This window comes from Pseudobutyrivibrio ruminis HUN009 (genome assembly GCF_000703005.1).
Taxonomy (GTDB): Bacteria; Bacillota; Clostridia; order Lachnospirales; family Lachnospiraceae; genus Pseudobutyrivibrio; species Pseudobutyrivibrio ruminis_A.
Map to the genome: position 1 here is coordinate 2,547,114 of NZ_JNLH01000001.1, position 18,896 is coordinate 2,566,009.

General features: G+C 38.5%; 13 protein-coding genes and 1 other RNA gene. All 14 read right to left on the reverse strand.

Going from position 1 to position 18,896, the window contains the following annotated elements; all coding sequences use genetic code 11:
* The 14 genes from BO15_RS0111535 to BO15_RS0111595 all read right to left on the reverse strand — a co-directional run bounded on the left by BO15_RS0111535 (nt 1) and on the right by BO15_RS0111595 (nt 18,751).
* The gene (locus tag BO15_RS0111535; protein WP_033154444.1) at nt 1–255 is read right to left on the reverse strand and encodes a hypothetical protein; all 255 of its coding nucleotides are present in this window, start codon (nt 253–255) and stop codon (nt 1–3) included.
* Nucleotides 240–3,845, reverse strand: a complete 3,606-nt coding sequence (gene addA / locus BO15_RS0111540) for a helicase-exonuclease AddAB subunit AddA (RefSeq protein WP_157752345.1) — start codon at nt 3,843–3,845, stop codon at nt 240–242. The genes BO15_RS0111535 and addA overlap by 16 nt, the downstream gene beginning before the upstream one ends.
* Nucleotides 3,832–7,293 carry a PD-(D/E)XK nuclease family protein gene (locus tag BO15_RS0111545; RefSeq protein ID WP_033154446.1) on the reverse strand — a complete coding sequence of 1,154 codons (3,462 nt, stop codon included), beginning with the start codon at nt 7,291–7,293 and terminating at the stop codon, nt 3,832–3,834. Before BO15_RS0111545 ends, addA begins: the two co-directional genes overlap by 14 nt.
* 15 nt (nt 7,294–7,308) lie before the next feature.
* Entirely contained in the window at nt 7,309–8,856 is a 1,548-nt protein-coding gene (locus tag BO15_RS0111550) for an amidohydrolase (RefSeq protein ID WP_033154447.1), read from the reverse strand.
* 25 nt (nt 8,857–8,881) lie between these two features.
* Nucleotides 8,882–10,120: a 6-phosphofructokinase gene (locus BO15_RS0111555; RefSeq protein ID WP_033154448.1), complete on the reverse strand. Its 1,239-nt coding sequence runs from the start codon at nt 10,118–10,120 to the stop codon at nt 8,882–8,884.
* Between the two features lie 72 nt (nt 10,121–10,192).
* Complete coding sequence (locus BO15_RS0111560; RefSeq protein ID WP_033154449.1) at nt 10,193–10,453, reverse strand: hypothetical protein; 261 nt, start codon at nt 10,451–10,453, stop codon at nt 10,193–10,195.
* A 32-nt stretch (nt 10,454–10,485) separates the two neighbouring features.
* Entirely contained in the window at nt 10,486–11,019 is a 534-nt protein-coding gene (locus BO15_RS0111565; protein WP_033154450.1) for a phosphatase PAP2 family protein, read from the reverse strand.
* A gap of 3 nt (nt 11,020–11,022) precedes the next feature.
* Nucleotides 11,023–11,556: a CarD family transcriptional regulator gene (locus BO15_RS0111570; protein WP_033154451.1), complete on the reverse strand. Its 534-nt coding sequence runs from the start codon at nt 11,554–11,556 to the stop codon at nt 11,023–11,025.
* Between the two features lie 205 nt (nt 11,557–11,761).
* Nucleotides 11,762–12,107, reverse strand: an RNA gene (rnpB, locus tag BO15_RS13355) — RNase P RNA component class A.
* 12 nt (nt 12,108–12,119) lie between these two features.
* On the reverse strand, nt 12,120–13,784 hold the full coding sequence (locus tag BO15_RS0111575) for a nucleoside kinase (RefSeq protein WP_033154452.1): 1,665 nt from the start codon (nt 13,782–13,784) through the stop codon (nt 12,120–12,122).
* Entirely contained in the window at nt 13,777–14,499 is a 723-nt protein-coding gene (locus tag BO15_RS0111580; RefSeq protein WP_052169909.1) for a tRNA (adenine(22)-N(1))-methyltransferase, read from the reverse strand. The genes BO15_RS0111575 and BO15_RS0111580 overlap by 8 nt, the downstream gene beginning before the upstream one ends.
* A 36-nt stretch (nt 14,500–14,535) precedes the next feature.
* The gene (rpoD, locus tag BO15_RS0111585; protein ID WP_167541229.1) at nt 14,536–15,927 is read right to left on the reverse strand and encodes an RNA polymerase sigma factor RpoD; all 1,392 of its coding nucleotides are present in this window, start codon (nt 15,925–15,927) and stop codon (nt 14,536–14,538) included.
* A gap of 12 nt (nt 15,928–15,939) precedes the next feature.
* Nucleotides 15,940–17,712: a DNA primase gene (dnaG, locus tag BO15_RS0111590; protein WP_033154453.1), complete on the reverse strand. Its 1,773-nt coding sequence runs from the start codon at nt 17,710–17,712 to the stop codon at nt 15,940–15,942.
* Nucleotides 17,713–17,734: 22 nt separating this feature from the next.
* Nucleotides 17,735–18,751, reverse strand: a complete 1,017-nt coding sequence (locus tag BO15_RS0111595; protein ID WP_033154454.1) for a deoxyguanosinetriphosphate triphosphohydrolase — start codon at nt 18,749–18,751, stop codon at nt 17,735–17,737.
* Between the last annotated feature and the right edge of the window lie 145 nt (nt 18,752–18,896).

Below are 18,896 nucleotides of genomic sequence, written 5' to 3' on the forward strand. Positions count from 1 at the left end.
TTAACCCTCTACTACAAGATATCTACCATCAGAAATAGAGAAAACTTCTTCGGCTGATAATATTTCTTCTTCGCTCATGCCAGTGATATCCATTTCATCTTCAAGATATTCAAGTACCTCTTTTTTATTCTTGCAGACTGTGGCACATACGTCCTCTAAAAACTCTACTGCCTCATCATAATCTTCTGCAACCTTTTCAGGGAATAGCTGTAACTGCTTTTCCAAAAATGTTTCTACTACTAATTTGTCGTACATATATTTATACTCCTTTCAAGTGCAAATGAATAAATGAGCACTTCCTTAACCGGAACATCATATGCATGCTCAATTGCATCTTTGTATAGCTTTAATTGCTTTTCATATCTTAGCACTAATTCATTATCTTCGTCCACCTTATCAGTCTTGTAGTCCATAAGAATTATTCCATCATCTTCTTCAAAGAATACATCGATAATACCCTGCACTAAGATCATCTCGTCAGTAACATCGTCATCATCAAACAATTCCTTTGCATCACTTCCAAATACAAAAGGCTTTTCCTTATATAGCTTTCCATTTAAAGCCGCCTTTGACATACGATTAGATAAATCATCCTCTAGGAATACTTTCAGTTTTCTATGGTTAATTCTTGCAAATTCATCCTCCGATAAGCTTTTTGTTGCTTCCATGTATTTCAGTTGCTCATCAAAGCTTGAATTATAATCATCTCTGGCAAAATCAAAGCATTCCATAAATCTATGCATTGCCGTTCCATATAAGGCACCGGAAGGGACTTTGCTTTCATCATCTTTTCCTTCTACAGCTGTACGCATAAACTGCGGAATATAGCTTTCCTCATCGCTCTGAATAAAAGCTGGTGCTGCATCTTCATTAAACTTAAACGCATCCTCCATTGCTTGATGTTTGATTTCTGAAACAGAATACTTACTTTTATATTTACTATCTGCAAGACCATTGTATTTAAATGATAATGTATTTACGATAGTGTTTTTTTCTACCCTGTCAGACTGAATAATAGTTTCAATTGTTTTCTTGACCTGTTCCTTTACAATTCCCTTTTCAACCTGGTCAATAAATAATTCCTGACAATCTACAATACGTCTATTGTAGTCTCTAGCTGATGCATTTAAAGCGCGAATAATAAGCTCGATGCTTGTGGATGCCCCTATTTTAGTAGGGAAACTAAGCTTGCTTCCATCCCCGCTAAACTCTTCTAACTTATCAACAACACTTTTATCTTTCGATGGTTTTATTGCACCAGTAATTATTAATTTATCAACAGCTCTTGTAAGGGCAACATAGAGAATTCGTAAGTATTCTCCTCTCTCTTCAGCTGCCGCTTTTGCATGAATCAGATTAAAAAATGGTGTCTTGTAGGTAATCCTTGTCGCAGGATTTCTATAATTTAAAGCTACACCAAGTGAAGCATCATATGAAAAATTGCTTGTATCGTTTCTAAAGCTACGACCACATCCACAAACAAAAACTACAGGGAATTCCAATCCCTTACTTTTGTGAATGGTCATTATTTTGACAGCCTCATCATTTTCACCAACTGTTTTAGCCAGTCCCAAATCCTCATCATAGGTTCTAAGACTTTCAATATAGCTTACAAAACGTGACAAGCCTTTGAAGCTGGTGCTCTCGAAATTGACTGCCTCATCAACAAGTTTATCCAGATTCGCAGAAGCCATCTTGCCATTAGGAAGAGCCTTGCAGTACATTCCATATTTGGTATATTCCAAAATATTTTCTATTATTTCATGGATTGGTGTATCTATTGCCTGCTCCCTGAAATAGTTTAATGTATCAAGGAACTCTGAAACATCCTTTGTGGACTTTGTTTTATCCCACTCAAGCAAGCATCCATACAATGATTCATCCGGATTAATTGTACGTATTTCAGCAAGTCTTTCAGAAGAAAAACCGAACATTTGAGAATGAAGTACTGCCGCCAGAGGAATATCATTAAAAGGATTATCAATAATTGTAAGCATCGACAGTACTGTTTCAATTTCTTCTCTATCAAAGAATCCTGTCTCCTCGGCAACATATGCAGGTATGCCATAATCTTTTAGAGTGGAAATATATTTGTCCGCATGCCCCTTTGTACCTCTCATGAGGATAACAACATCTGATAATCGCATATCTCTAAGATATCGTCCCTCATCGTTTTTGCCACTGACCTGAAAACCTGACGCCATCAGTTCCTTAATGCGCTTTGCTACAACTAAGGCTTCAAGCTCATCGCCATTATCAATATTCATCTCCTTCATTGAATCGGTATTTTGAGTTGCGATTATTATTTCTGACTCATAGTCCTTTTCATCACCAGGAAAACTCTTATCTCCAAGCTTTAAAGCTGCCTTTTCATCATAGGCAACTCCACCAACATCCATCTGCATAAGAGGCGCAAATACCTGATTGCAGAAATCAAGAACTTGCCATCTGCTTCGGAAGTTATTATCTAAATCGATTCGAATATCATTGCCAGTTCCCTCAGCTGGATATGAGTATAGTTTGTCTATAAACAACTGTGGACTAGCCTGTCTGAAAGCGTAGATAGACTGCTTAACATCACCTACAGTAAAATAATTGCTTCCGTTGCTAATTGCAGTAAGAATCTGCTCCTGCAATTCATTAGAATCCTGGTATTCATCTACCATAACCTCTTTGAAATGCTGCGACAGTTCTATAGCTACAGGTCTTTTTTCATGCTCTTTTGAATCCTTATTTCTAAGGATTTCAAGAGCCATATGTTCTATATCATTAAAATCGTATATGTTTTTCTTGGCTTTTATTTTGTTTAGAACATCTGTGTATTCTTTTGTAAATCTAATCAGGGCTGATGCCTGCTTTTTCACATACATCAAATCAGAAAACATATCTTCCAAACTGGCTGAATAATATGATTCCTTGAGTTTACCAACTACATCTTTGTATTTTGCTCTAAGCGCCTTTGCTCTGGCTAAATCATCCTCATTTATGGATGTGCCTTTGCTTCCAAATCTTTCAGAAAAATCTGTACCTATAACAGCACTGTATTTATCTTTAAAAGAAGTAGCTTCGGCTATGCCTCTAAGCTGTGCCAACTCATTTGAAAATATGTTTTTATCCTTTGAATCACAATCTGAATCATATAAATCTAAAAGCCTTGCAACTGAATCTATGAGTCCAGCTACATATAAATCCGTATATGCGATAATCTGCTGTACTAATTCAGATTTTTCTAATTCTTCTACACTATCAATATTGTATAGGTTTAAAGCATTGTCATACCATTCATCTACCCATGCAAAACTGGTAGCTTTATCATGTAATGCAAAAACCATTTCCTTTAAAGTGTCTGTTCTTCTGCCAGAAATATAGGCATCTGCAAGTAGCTTAAAATCTTCGTCACCATCTTCCAAATACTTTGACAAAAGGTCATTGAACACCTCATCGCAAAGCATCTTTAACTCGCCTGAGGTTCCAATTCTAAAGGCAGGATCCATATCAATTTCATAGAAATAGTTCTTTACAACCCAGCTACAGAAGCTATCGATTGTACGGATATGAGCATTGTGTATAAGGGTAGCCTGCGCCCTGATTCTAGCGTCCGCACCATTATTTGCAATTGCTTTATCAATGGCACGTCTGATTCTGTCTTTCATTTCCGCAGCAGCTGCAGTAGTGAAAGTAACAACCAGAATCTCATCCACATCTATTCCATTTTTTTCATCTAGAATTTCAGATATAATTCGCTCAACTAACACGAAGGTTTTACCACTACCTGCGGCAGCGCTAACAAGCATATTCTTGCCTCTTGTATCCTTCACTAATAGTTGTTCTTTAGTTAGTGCCACTATCCTTGTCTCCTAATTCTTCCTTCATTAACTCCAACACATCAGACTTGTTTTTATGTTTATCCAAATTTCTAGCCTGATATCCTGGTTCATTTTCATCAAAGTGACAAACACTTTTAAAACCACAATACTTGCAAGCATCTATCTGTGTTCCAAGTTTTGCAGGTGCAGGTTCAAACTGGCCATTGATTATGCCTTCGGCAGTCTTTGCTGCAGATAAAGCTGCATAATCAATTACTGTTTTCATATCCTCCCTGCTAATTGCATTAGCTGACGCTAAAAGTTCGCCGTCTTTTTTTACACCAAATGGAACAATTGAAGATTCCTTTGTCTGCCAATCCTCTATTCCAACTGTGCTATCGTTTGCAGCCAAATCCTCTGGTTCAGATGAAAGGATGCCTTCCATTCTACTAAGCTTTAACTGTTTTTCTTTGACGTTTTCTCCACTGCTACTGAGCTCCAAAAACTTATTAGCCATTTCATAATAAAGCATAGCTGATGGATGCATAGTAGAATTTGGATATTTATCCTTAAGCTTGTCTAAAACGACTCCCATATAAATAGGCAGCTGCATCGATATGCCATAATAGCACTCATCCAAATCCAGCTTATGGCCGCTAGATTTATAATCGATGATTCTAACAGCTCTATCGTCCCCTTCTGTCAAATCAATTCTGTCAACCTTACCATTTAGGTTAGCAACCACTTCCCCACTGACAGGGTTGATAATTTCAGATTGAATCTTCTTCTCAAAAAGTTCAGGTTCAAATTCTCCTCTTGATACCTGTGTAGTAATTATCTCCACAACATGTCTTAAGGTCGCTTTCATAGATTCTACAATGTATCTCTGGGTAGAATCCTCCAGAGTTGCAACCTTTGCCATAGACTGGAATGTCTGAGAAATAGCGGTCTCAATATATGCTTCACGCTCTTCCTCTGTTACCCCTTTAAATGTTTTATTATCTGCCTTCAGGCTATCAGAATATCTTTGAATTGCCTCATGATAAAAGTTACCCATATCAATGCTGGATAATTCAAACTTTTCTCGCTCCTGAAGCTTCATAATGTATGTCAGGAAATATTTATAACTACATTCATTGTATAGCTCAAATCTGGATACTGAGCCCTTTATAGTCTCATCAGCATTTAAAGCCTCATTAACGGCAAGCATTATATCATCCGAGAAATCTTCTCTCTTATGTTCAAAAAATGCTCCCTTTAAAAGAATATCAAGCTCTTCGGCACTATCTTCCTTTGCCCAGTTTAAAAGCTCCTGTAAGACCACTCTCTCCTGCTCCGACAAACTTTCCAAACCAAAAGAAGCTGCTTTATTCACAAGCTCAATCATGTAGTTCAATGAGCTTTTCTTTGATAACAATCTATCTTCTATTGCAAAGCTTTCTATCTCCTTTAAGGACAGATTCTCGAACATATTTTTTAATAGATCAATAAGATATGACGGATTAACAGCTTTTCCCGCTGAATCTACTCTTGGCATTGTAATATAAAGCTTTTCATTTGGCTTTGTAAGCATAAGATAGAGGTAGAACCTCTGCCTGAATGATTTTTGTCTATCTGACGGCGCCAGTTCAAAACCTTGAGCAAGAAGCTGTTCTCTTTCCAGCTGAGAAAGGATTCCGCCATTCTCCACCTTCTTTGGGATAGCATCATCAGATGCGCCTATACAAAACAGCACTTTGATATTTGATAAACGTGTACGTTCAATATCACCCAGAATAACACTATCATTCGCTGGAGGAATTACACCTATTGATGCCGCTGAAAGTCCTGCTTCGAAAATATCATGGAATTCTTCCAAATCCATTTCCTCATCCCCAAGAATTCCCACAAGCTTATCAAGTATATCCATTATAACCTGATAAATCTGACTGTACTCTTTTGCCTTTACTGGCTGATTTCCTTCTTCAAATAGCTTTTCCCTTGATTTAATCTGTCCTTCAAAATCGAAGTAACAAATAATCTCATACAAAGCTGTAGCAATAGTTCTTACTGAACACTTTTTTGAGATTTGCTTATCAAAAGCCATGAAAGGAGCGATAAACTTTTCTCTAATTTCGTTTACTCTGAGTAAGTCCTCATCCTTAGAATAAGAATTTGAACGAATTGCAAAAGGATGAAAATACTTTTTCTTGCCACGGATTCCTGTAGAAATAAGATAGTTCTCCAGATAATCCATTTCTTCGAAGGTCAAATCTGTAAGGTTTGTTCTTAAGAATCTAAAGACGTCCTCTCTTCTGAAATCATTATCAAAAATATCAAACAAAGCATCTATAGCTTCTGTCATAGGATGGAACAAAATCTCTGTTTTTGCGTCAACAAAATAAGGGATATCATAATCGCTCCATATCCCTGAAACTAAATATCTGTACTCCTCCAGGTTAGGTGCCACAACAGCAATATCCTTGTAGTGCATTCCTTCCCTAACCAATTTATTAATCTCTATAGCAACATACTGTAGTTCTTCACGCTGACTTCTAAGACTAGTCAGCAAAACGTGGTTATTTGGCTCCTCTTCACCTAAATATTTCTGTGGTTTTGCCCTGAAAATGTTCTTTTCAAGATGACTGAGAATTTCATTATCTGATAGCCAACCATTTTCTCTGGAAATATAGGTAGGTTTATTTATAGTTACGCCAACTCTCTTGGCGATTTTATTCATTCTTATCGCAAATTCAGATGACATTGAAAACAACTCATCATCTGCCAGATTTTCTAAAAGAGGTGTATCCTCGTCTGCTGTGATAGTAACAGCAACCTCTTCACATATTGCAAGCATGTGCTCCACCAGCTGATACTGGATAGGCGTAAATCCTGTAAATCCATCCAAAACAACTGTTGAACCATTTACTATTTCTGAGCTATCTAACATATCGTTTAGAGTAGATAGAATAGACTCAGTGGTAACGTATTTACCATTTATAAAATCTAAAAAAGCCTCGTACAAAACTAACAAATCCGAGGCTTTTCTTTTGAAGCTTTCCGACATCACAGGTGTGGCAATCATCTCCTTGAGCTTTTCCGGAGTGATGTTGTACTGAGTAAGCTCTGAAATTAATGACTTAACCTGAGTAATGTAGCTGATTCTTGTAATATTATTCCTTAAAGTCTTTATGTCATTAATATTAGAGTTTATTAGCTTGCGAATCACAAGTGATTTTCCTGTATCATCCAATATAGCATTTACACCAGCTCCAAGTTCTTCAAATACTCTGTATGCCAAGCGATTAAATGATAGAACATCGATGTTCATAATACACTTGTTAGGGTGCATAGAAACAAGAAGTCTTTGGGTGGACATGGTGTACTGTTCTGGCACAATAACAAGAAAATTCTTGTCTTTATTTGCCATAGCTTCTTTTATTATTCTTTTATAAAGGGTAGTGGATTTACCACTACCCGAGTTACCAATTATTAATGATAATGACATTATTACTCCTAGTGATTATTGAGGGAACATACCTCGTAGCATAGTTGCCATAGAGCCCATTCTAGACCTCTGGTAAGGCTTTCCCTTCAAATATAATTCTGCAACATTAATATTCTTTAATTCTTCCACTGGAACCTCGTATGGATTTGAATCAAGAATAACTATATCACAGCTTTTGCCCATCTCCAACGTTCCTCTCTCCTTCTCATCAAATAATGAGTAGGCTCCATTATATGTAGCCATTCTAAGGGCATCAAAAACAGACACAGACTCTTCTGGATTTCTGTTGTTACAAGCATCGTGAATCCACATAATTGGATTTGGGTCAGAGGCAGGAGCATCTGAATTAAAGCACACCTTTATTCCCATATCATTGATAGTTTTAAGTGGATTAATTCTTTCAAATCTATCATCTGACAACATCGCTTTAACAAAATCATCTACACCAGAAATATGTGACAGCATAGAAGGCCTAGCGGAAATCATAATATTGTATCTCTTGCAGGTCTTTAAAGCACGCTCTGTAGGAAGTGAACCGTGTAAAATGATATGTCTATGATCGTATCTAGGATAATCCTCAAGGGCTAATGCAATTGCATTTACCGCCTGTTCAAAGGCTGCATCCCCAACAGCATGTAAAGCTATTTGATAGCCCGCCCTGTTGGCATTAATACAGAACTTTTGAACATCGATATCATCATAATATGAGACACCTTTGTTTTTTACAGTAGCATAATCATCTATTAAAGCTGCATCTAAGTTGGCAAAAGTACCATCCAAATCTGCAAATACTACACGATTCATATCTTTTTTGGTAATCTTATCCACATTAGAGCACTGATATGCAACTCTCAGTTGCATTCCATTATCAAGTCCTTTCGCTACCGAACGCTCCATATCAAAATCATAATCTCGAATAAAACCTAAACCACTAGCTGAGCAAATCAATCCGACTCCTCTACTTGCCAGGAAATCTGATGTTTCCATCATTGAATCAATGACTTTCTTGGTAGATAAGCCATGAGTTATAAATTCGCAGGCGGCAGCAAAAGCTTCCTGTTTCAATTCTCCTGTAACAGGATTGAATCCTCTAAGATTTTCCGCCTTAGACTTAACAGCCTCAATAAAAAGACTATTAGCAACACCTGAATGGGCATCATGTTTTATGATAAATGCGGCCTTTTCAGGACAAGCCTTATCCATCTGTTCTCTAAGAATTAAATATCCTTCTGAAACAGAAAACTCTGTTGCACCAAAGCCTACGATTATACTCTCTCTTGATTCTTTTGCATATTTTTCCAACTGTTCCAATATCTTTGCATTGGAATCAGTATCATTTATTGGAAACATCTTATGTAATACAGAAAAGCCAGAATAATGTGTATGGGTATCTACAAATGCAGGCAAAGCAACATTTTTGCCTAACTCGATAGGAGGAACCACCTCATACTGAGTTGGTAATGTGTTGCCAATATAAGCAATACGCCCTTCCCTTTCAACCAAGTAATTAGCAATTGTATTGTTTTCATCACAAGTGATTATTGTTCCATGAAATACCTGCATTTTTCTCCTCCATACCCCTCATTAACTATTTTTTAACTGGTCTGTAAATGTGTCTTGGAATACCATCTACCATGATAGGCGATACATCCCCTTGTATCAGTGGTCTAACATATGTAATAAAGGCTTCTGTTACATATGTACCATCATGAGTAATCCAATTTCTAGGTACAAGCTTTTCGTCATTAGCAATCTTGTGAACATCCTTAACCTCTGTACCACACTGATAAGGATCATCTGAATGGCGAGTAAGTGTAACCATCTTGCCTGTATCTCCCTCATCTGCAGCAAGGACGGCAGCACCACCAACCTGATATGCTTCAAGAATATCAACACGTGAAGCTAAATGTGAGCCAGCTCTCTGAAGTGTAGAAAGCTCAATAGCTCTTGTCTTACAGCCAAGCTCTCTTCCAATGTAGTTACATAGATAAGCAGCTGTTCCTGTAAGCTGTTTGTGATTGAATGCATCTACGAATTCAACATTATCACCTAGCTCACATACATATTTACCTTCTTTTGTATGAATACCTTCAGATATACATACAACTACTGATTTCTGTGTTTTAAGAAGCTTTACAACTCTTTCCTTAAATTTACTAAGATCAAAAGCAACTTCTGGTAAATAGATTAAATCTGGTCCCTCACAATCCTCTCCTTTTGCAAGGATAGATGCACCTGTAAGCCAACCAGCATTACGTCCCATGATTTCCACAATTGTTACAAGGCCTTTGTCATATTCGAGGCAGTGGCCATCGCGGATAATCTCTTTAACTGATGTACCAATATATTTAGCAGCACTACCAAATCCAGGTGTGTGGTCAGTAAGTGCTAAATCATTATCGATAGTCTTAGGACATCCTATAAATCTAATTTCGGAACCTGTAAGAATGGCGTAATCAGAGAGCTTCTTGATGGTATCCATAGAATCGTTACCACCAATGTAGATTAACGCCTCAATTTCGAGCTTGTTAAGAATTGAAAATATTTTTTCATAGGTTGCCATGTCTTTGTGAATTTCAGGAAGTTTGAAGCGACATGAACCAAGATACGCTGCTGGAGTTCGCTTTAAAAGCTCAACATCCAAATCATTTTTGATGAAATCAGAAAGATCAATATAATCCTCTTCCATCAAGCCTTTGATTCCGTGGAGCATACCGTATACCTTGCCAGCACCACGGTCTTTTGCTGTTCTGAACACTCCTGCTAAAGAAGAGTTGATTGCGGCGGTCGGTCCGCCTGATTGTCCCACAATTACGTTTCCAGTCATTACATTTTACCCCCAATCATTTAAGTTTCATGATTTATTATCAACAGCTAGTGCTGCAATAATCCCCAAAAATCAATCATCTCTAGGATCGTCCCTAAAATGCCCTGCAATAATATCGCATACACACCAAATACCTCCTCCAATGGTGGATGCAATAAATATCTTGATAACGTTTATTATTAAATTGCCGGCTGTAAGGGTACCACCAGTAAAACCTGTAACTAGCCAATAAACTGGCCGAACAAATAGCCAATAGCCTCCAATATATAAGCCGAGGACTGTGCCAAGAACGCTAAATAGCACAGCTAAGGCTTTCTTTGCACTCTTTTTCATATAATATAATTGCTCCTACAATATAATCCTACTTAAAATGGTAGCATAATGAGGCCAAAAACGCCACATAAAATACCATAACAAATAACTGCAATTATAAGGGCTACGGCAAAGCCTGCGATTACATCCTTGATAAAATGCACACCGCCAATAACTCTTATTACGGCAAGTGCTAATCCAAGGATTATCACAAACACTGCTAATGCCACAGATGACTGCATGATTGTAAAAGCTACCATGAAAATAGAAAATACGTGTCGGCTTGGAAAGCTTTTTCCATTTGTATCTTTATTCAACGCTGGAACAAAATCATATACTTCATATGGTCTTGGAGCACTAATGATTTTTCTAAAAAGAGAAACGATTATAAAAGAAACCCCAGGAATTAAAATGCTTCTATACAAAAGATTATAGTCTCCTGAAGGGTCAAAGAACGCCCCGTAAACAAGATATCCTGCGTACAGCAAGACTGTAATATAAGTAATGGCCTTGTCCAGCACATTAAGAGCTGTAACAAGACCATTATTATTTTTAATATGTTCTGTAATTGCTTTGTAAGCTATCATAAATTATGCACCTATTAAAACAGTATTTGCGGTATGTGTTTTAACAGCTTCCTCAAAAAGATTCTGTGCAAATGTAATATCCTTTCCCATAGAAAAAGCCATTTCCTCGTAAAGCTTGCGACCTGCGACTGAAAGTGTCTTTTCATCAAGGGCCATTACCTTTTTGCCAGCAGCAATTCTCTGCCACTTTCTGATAAGTACTGTCTTTACTACCTGGGCCAATGACTCAGGTGTAAACTCACCCATTACCTCTTTAAATTTTTCCTGAAGAGCTCTTTCGTTTGGCTCCTCAATGCACTCAATGTTGTCAATGTTTTCAAGAATTCTAGTAAAAGTCTCCTGCTTTGCTACTGGACGTAACCTAACTGATGAGCCACTAATTGGAGTAAATACCTTTGCCCCTGCCTTAAATACAGGCGACATGCAGTAATAAGTTTTGCGAGAACCTTTGCCCATAAGCTCCATGTCATCAATATCTTCAATCTGACAAACACCACTGCCCTCATGAACTAAATAATCGCCTACCTGATATTCCATTTTACACCATCCTTCTAAACCATTACAACAAGTACCTCCATAACTCCTATTCCCCTAAGATATAGTTTCGATAGGTCTATTATAGCACGATTTGCCTTGTCTAGACACAAAAAATTCACATTCGTGAATTATTCCCACGAATATTTAAAATTGTAAGATGGAATTTGTAAAAAATGACAACATTCTGACAAATTAAAAGAAAAAAGAAAAGGGTTAGACTGTGAGCCGGGTTATGTCTTTTAAAGTAGTCATCTATCTAGGATTACTGTCGCCAATAATCTCAAGCGTTCAACCTAGTGCTGGCGGGCCGCGTACGCACTTTTTAGAACTTGCTTCGGATGGGGTTTACATGGCTTTCGTTGTTACCAACGAAACGGTGGTCTCTTACACCGCCTTTCCACCCTTACCCACAATAAAATGGGCGGTTTATTTCTGTTGCACTATCCTTGGAGTTGCCTCCACCAGCCGTTAGCTGGCACCCTTGCCCTGTGAAGCCCGGACTTTCCTCTCTCCTATCATTACAATAGAACAGCGACTACTCATCTAGCCCTTTATAAACATTATTAAAGAATACAGCTTCCTCCAATAAACTCGCGAACCAGAGAATTGTTTGGAATAACATCTGGTGCCATTGGAAGGAAGTAATCTAAAAGCTTTATGAGACGCTTTGCCTCTGGATACATTGGATGATCAGATGGAATTGCATATAGTTGAGGATCAACATATAGCTTAAGCACTGCCATCTCGTATATTAAAGCTGTGTTGAAAACATGATCTGCCTGCTCCTGGAATGGGAAAATGTATTTTTCCTCTCCTCTTCTAACAGAATCCCACATTGCTATGGTCTCTGCCGCAGATGTAGCTCTCGTTCTTGAATCTCGTACAATTCTACGAATCAATCTGCCGTCAGCAGTTGAAAGTGGATTGTGTTCATCAATTGAAAGCTGTGTCAATGCAGAAAGATAAATCTTATATTTGCTTTCAGCAGGAAGTGATGAACTCATTCGATCGTTAAGTCCATGAATTCCTTCGATAACAAGTATATCATTTTTTCCTAACTGCATATAGTGGTCATTATACTCTCTTTTTCCAATTTTGAAATTAAAATTTGGAAGAAGAACTCTTTCGCCTTTTAAAAGCTTAACCATGCACTCGTTAAAATATGGAATATCAAGGCCTTCTATTGACTCAAAGTCCTTTTCTCCATATTCATCTATAGGCATTTGATCACGGTTTAAATAAAAATCATCAAGTGGTACTGGATGAGGCACGCAACCTAAAGCTCTAAGCTGTGCAGAAAGCTTGTGTGAAAATGTGGTCTTTCCTGATGATGAAGGGCCAGCCATCATAACAAACTTAACATCCTTGTTTGAAGCAATTGTACGAGCAAGCTCGCCAATATTACGCTCCATAATTGCCTCTTGAGATAAGACAATGTCTTTTATTCTGCCACTTGCTATAGCATCATTTAATGCACCAACAGTAGGAACTCCCATTGTTCGTCCAAATTCAGATGCTGCCTGCTGAACTGAAAATAGCTTCATTGGACTGGTAAACTCTGCAACTACCCTTGAGTCTCCCTTAAGCTTATTTGCATTAGGGAATAACAACATAAAGCCATGTTCAAATTTCATCAAATCAAAATACTGAAGATACTTGGTAGATGGTACCATGTATCCGTAGAAATAATCAATACATCCATCCAAATCGTACACATTTATATTTGAACTTGTACGATATTTAAGCAACCGCTCCTTATCTTTCATATTGAAGCTATTGAACAATTCCTTTGCCTGGCTGGTTTTAATTGAATACTTCTTAAGAGGAATATCCTGCTTAACTAAATCAAGCATTACTTTTTTAAGCTCCTCAAGCTTTTCCTCTGTGATTTCACCAACTCCATCAATAGTGCAGAAATCCCCTTGACCCAAGGAATGCTCTACCCTAAGGTATGGATTTGCTGGCAATGGATATACATCCATAAGAGCGCGCTGAAGTAAAAATACTACACTTCTACGGTATGCTCTACGACCGTCTTTGTCAGCTGTAGTTAGGAATTCTAGCTCTGCAACACCTGTTACAACCGTGTGTAGCTCGGTAAGGCTGCCTTTGTACTTTGCAAGGACAATATCATCCTTATAATCAGCCTGATGAGCTTCTGCAATGTCTAATAACTTTGTACCGTCTTCGTAAATCTCTTCCTTACCGTTAATAATTACTTTAGCCATGACTCTTCCTCCGTTTCAGCTCCACTTGCTGTATTAGCTCAAGCTCATTCAACAGTATCGCTTTTCTATGTTGTATTGGGTCAGTGACTTCTGATGCTTGAAGTGATTCAAGCTTATTGAGGATTGATGTATATTCTCTTTTATTCTTTTCTAAAAGCACCTGCAATAAATCTGGAGATTTTTCAATAATGATTGGACCATATTCAAGCTCAGCATCCGAAAGCTCGGTGCGTTGGCCAGAAAACGAAACTTTCATTATAGGATAAATCTTGCCTTCTTCAGTACATAAGCTTTCATCAAGAAATTGAAAACCATTTTCCACAAGATACTCACGAAGAGCTCTGTATTCTGACTGAGGTTCCAAAATAAGTGTCTTTGCACTCTTTGCAACCATAAGCCTTGCATCTAAAATCCTCTTGATTAAGGCACCACCCATACCACAAATACATATGACATCTGCCTCAGACTCATCAAGCTTGGCCAATCCATCTGATAATCTGAATGTGACCTGGTCTGAAAGATTAGCCCGTTCAACATTAACCTTTGCTGATTCAAGCGGACCTTTATTTACGTCCATTGCTATGGCTTTATTAGCCATTTTATTTTCTAAAAGAGAAATTGTAAGATAGCCATGGTCACAGCCAACATCGGCAATGGTGTCACACTTAGGCACCATGTCATATATAATTTGTAATCTTGGAGATAATTTTATCATTTATTTATGTATAAACCTTGTAATTAAATCATGATTTTACTGATCAAGGTAATCCTTAAGCTTTCTGCTTCGGCTTGGGTGACGAAGCTTTCTAAGAGCCTTTGCCTCAATCTGTCTGATACGCTCACGAGTAACATTGAATTCCTTACCTACTTCTTCAAGTGTGCGTGCCTTTCCATCCTCAAGACCGAATCTAAGGATAAGAACGCGCTGCTCACGCTCTGTAAGTGTCTCAAGAACCTCGTGAAGCTGTTCCTTTAAAAGTGTAAATGTTGCAGCCTCTGCTGGCACTGGAACATTTTCATCTGGAAGGAAATCACCAAGGTGGCTATCTTCCTCCTCACCGATAGGAGTCTCAAGTGAAACTGGCTCCTGAGAAATCTTTAAGATTTCGTGCACTCTGTCTACTGTGATGCCCATTGCTGCTGCAATTTCCTCTGGAGTTGGTTCGCGGCCATACTCCTGTAGTAACTGTCTAGAAACTCTGATGAGTTTGTTGATTGTCTCAACCATATGTACAGGGATACGGATTGTACGAGCCTGATCTGCAATAGCACGAGTGATAGCCTGTCTAATCCACCATGTAGCATATGTAGAGAACTTGTAACCCTTGTGATAATCAAACTTTTCAACAGCCTTCATAAGACCAAGGTTACCTTCCTGAATAAGATCAAGGAAAAGCATTCCACGACCTACGTAACGCTTTGCAATAGAAACAACAAGACGAAGGTTTGCCTCAGCAAGCTTGTTCTTTGCTTCCTGATCGCCGTCCTCCATTCTCTGAGCAAGTTCAACCTCTTCCTCTGCTGAAAGAAGTGGTACCTTACCAATTTCCTTAAGGTACATACGAACTGGATCTTCGATGCTTACTGAATCAGGTACTGACATATCGATATCTTCAATATCCTCATCATCACTAGCAAGAAGAAGTGCATCAGATGGGCCTGAAGAGAAGTTTACATCAATACCTCTCTTATCAAGGTATGTAAGGATACGCTCCATCTGCTTTGCATCGATTTTATAGTCCTTTAAGAACTCTGAAATTTCATAATCCTCGATAATGCTCTTCTGAGACTTTGCAATCTTTACAAGCTCAGTAACCTTTGAATCTAATTCATCGCTTCCGAATGAATCTAGGTCATCATCGTCATCATCGTCATCATCTCTATCAACTGATGTCTTTGCTCCTACAGATGCAAGGAACTCATCAACGTCCTCATCATCAGCTGTCTCATCAATGTTGTCGAAATCATGCTCGTTAAATTCAAGATCCTCTGCTGAAATCTCTTCTAAGTCTGCAAAGTTTACATCTTTGTCATCAGACTCTGACTCTTCTGATTCAGCCTCGTCTGCTTCTGCTAAAAATGCATCTGCAGCTGCTTCTAAATCCTGGTTTTCGATTAGTTCTTCAACTTTCTTTTTTGCCATTTTTATTCCTTTCTATAGTGAGAATTCTAAACGCTCAAGTCGTTGTAGCTTCTTCTTTCCTTCCACTAAGCTCTTTAAATCTGCACCGTTTTTCTGTGCAAGCTCCAGTGAATGTTTTTTTATTCTAAGCAAAGTTTCTTTTAATGCTTTGCTAAGATCCGTATTGTCTGTAAGTTCTCCAACAGTTGTATTGAATAGAGCGGCAACTACTCGCCTATCCTCGTCTTCCATAAACAAATCAACTATTCGAGCGGTATCAACAGCATTGCCGTCGGCAAGATATTTGAATACCTCTGTTGCTACCTGTTTGTAAACACCTTCTTCGAAATCGTCAGGTGTTACATACTCCTGTATCTTTCCATATATGCTTGTATCTTCTACAAGCCAGGTAAGAAGTAAACGCTGTGACATTTTCATGCCGTCGTCCTTTGGCTTTGGAGTACTTCGGCGCTCGGAATCTCTGTTTTGTGTCTGGTTCTTTGCTGTAATTCCAGATTGTCCAAGCTCGATAATATATTTGCCAAGAGCTTCACGAGGTATGTTGAAACGAGCCGCCACTGATTCAGTGTAGTTCTCTCTTTCAAGCTGAGTCGGAAACTCTGTAACAATCATTCTTGCAACTTCTTTTTGGAAGTCGGACTTTTTTTCAGGATCAGTCAAATCGTAATTCTTTTCAAGCATTCTCACCTGATACATAAAGCTATTTTCCGCATTCTGAATACGTTTTTCGTATTCCTCTGCTCCTAAGGCTTTAATAAATTCATCAGGATCCTTGTATGGTGACATATTGATGACCCTACATGAAATACCTGCATTTTTGAGAATTGGGATTGCTCGAAGTGCAGCCTTTTGACCTGCCCCATCTGAATCATAGCTGAGATATACGTCTTTGACATATCGCTTCAGCATGCCGGCATGGCCTTCTGTAAGAGCCGTACCAAGTGAGGCAACTGCATTATCGAATCCTGCCTGATGCAAAGATATAACGTCCATATAGCCTTCGCATAGAATGAACTGCTGACGCCTTGTTTTTCTGGCAAAGTATAAGCCAAACAAGGTCTTAGACTTATTGAATATCTCTGTCTCAGGAGAGTTAAGATATTTTGGCTCGCCATCCCCCATAACTCGTCCACCAAAGGCAACAACCTTGCCATTGGCATCGAAAATAGGAAACATGGCACGATTCCAAAATTTATCGTGACCACCGCGTTTTTCATCGATGGTTATAAGACCACAATCCTTTAAAATCTCATCCTCGTATCCTTTACCTCGAAGGTATTTGTATAAGGAATCAGAATATTTGCTGGTGCACCCCAAACCGAATTTATGAAGTGTATCAGCTGTAAGCTCTCTCTTGGTGAAGTAGGCCATTGCCTGCTCCCCTTCTTTAGAACGAAGCATCTTATAGTAATAGCCTGCAGCTTCTTTATTTATTTCAAATAAACGACTGCGTCTGTCGGCCCTTTGCCTCTCCTGGTAGGTCATTTCCCTCTGAGGAAGGGTAACACCACATTTAGGAGCAAGTTCTTCGATAGCTTCTTTGAAAGTCATGTTTTCATAGTTCATAAGGAAGCTGAAAACATTTCCTCCGGCTCCACATCCAAAGCAATAATACATCTGCTTTTGTGGGCTTACCGAGAATGAGCCTGTTTTTTCATTATGAAAGGGACAAAGTCCAAAATACTGGCTGCCCTTTTTTTGAAGGTTAACATATTGAGAAATAACATCGACTATGTCAGTTCTGGTTCTGACTTCCTCGACGATTTCATCTGAATAATAAGGCATGTATTCTCCCTAAAATATAATATTAGAATCCATCAACGACCCATGCTTTTGGCATGAAGTATTCATTAAACTTTGTAATGCAATACTGATCGGTCATTCCGGAGATGTAATCGCAAATAATTCTTTCCTGGCTTTCGCCCTCATCCTCCATGGCACGATAGCGAGTAGGCAATTCTTCGAAATGCTCTGTGTAATACATATACAACTCACGAATCATTCGCTTTGCCTTAACCTCTTCTGTCTTTGCCACAGAATCCTTGTAAACATTTGCAAACATGAATTTACGAAGCTCTGCCATAGCCTGCTCGATTTCAGGAGACATCTTTATAACAGGACTGTCAGTGCTTTCTATAATAACGTCGTGAATAAGAGTATCCAATCTGACTGCTGAAGTCATACCAAGAGTCTTGCGAATCTCCATTGGAATACTTTCTTCTGTGAGGATGTGCGCACGAATGGCATCATCTATATCACTGTTTACATATGCAATCTTGTCTGAAAGGCGAACGATTTGACCTTCTGGTGTGGCTGGATGACCGCTTGTCTGGTGATTGCGAATTCCATCCCTGACTTCCCAGGTAAGATTAAGTCCCTGACCGCCTTTTTCAAGCTTTTCAACAATGCGCACACTCTGCTCTGAGTGCACAAAACCAGTAGAACACATTTCATTTAGCTGAGCTTCGCCAGCATGTCCAAATGGTGTGTGTCCTAAATCATGCCCTAATGCAATAGCTTCTACCAAATCCTCATTGAGACGTAAAGCCTTTGCAATAGTTCTGGCATTCTGTGAAACTTCTAGAGTATGAGATAATCTTGTTCTGTAATGATCACCCTGAGGAGTAAGAAAGACCTGTGTCTTATTCTTCAAACGGCGAAATGCCTTACTGTGAAGAATTCTATCTCTATCCCTCTGAAACAGAGGTCTGATATCACACTGTGGCTCGTCTTTTTCTCGGCCACGTGAATTTTCATTGAGTGTGGCATAAGGGCTAAGAGTTTCCCTCTCCATCTGCTCAATCATCTCTCGAATTGTGCCCATTTTGTCCCCCTTTTTATGCATAAAACGACACCTCTAAAATACATATTACATACAAAAAAAGGATATCCTTTTTTAATTTTTACAAAATGGGATTATTTTACTGGCTACCGTTCAACGTTCCTTACTAATCTAGCTCCATTTATAA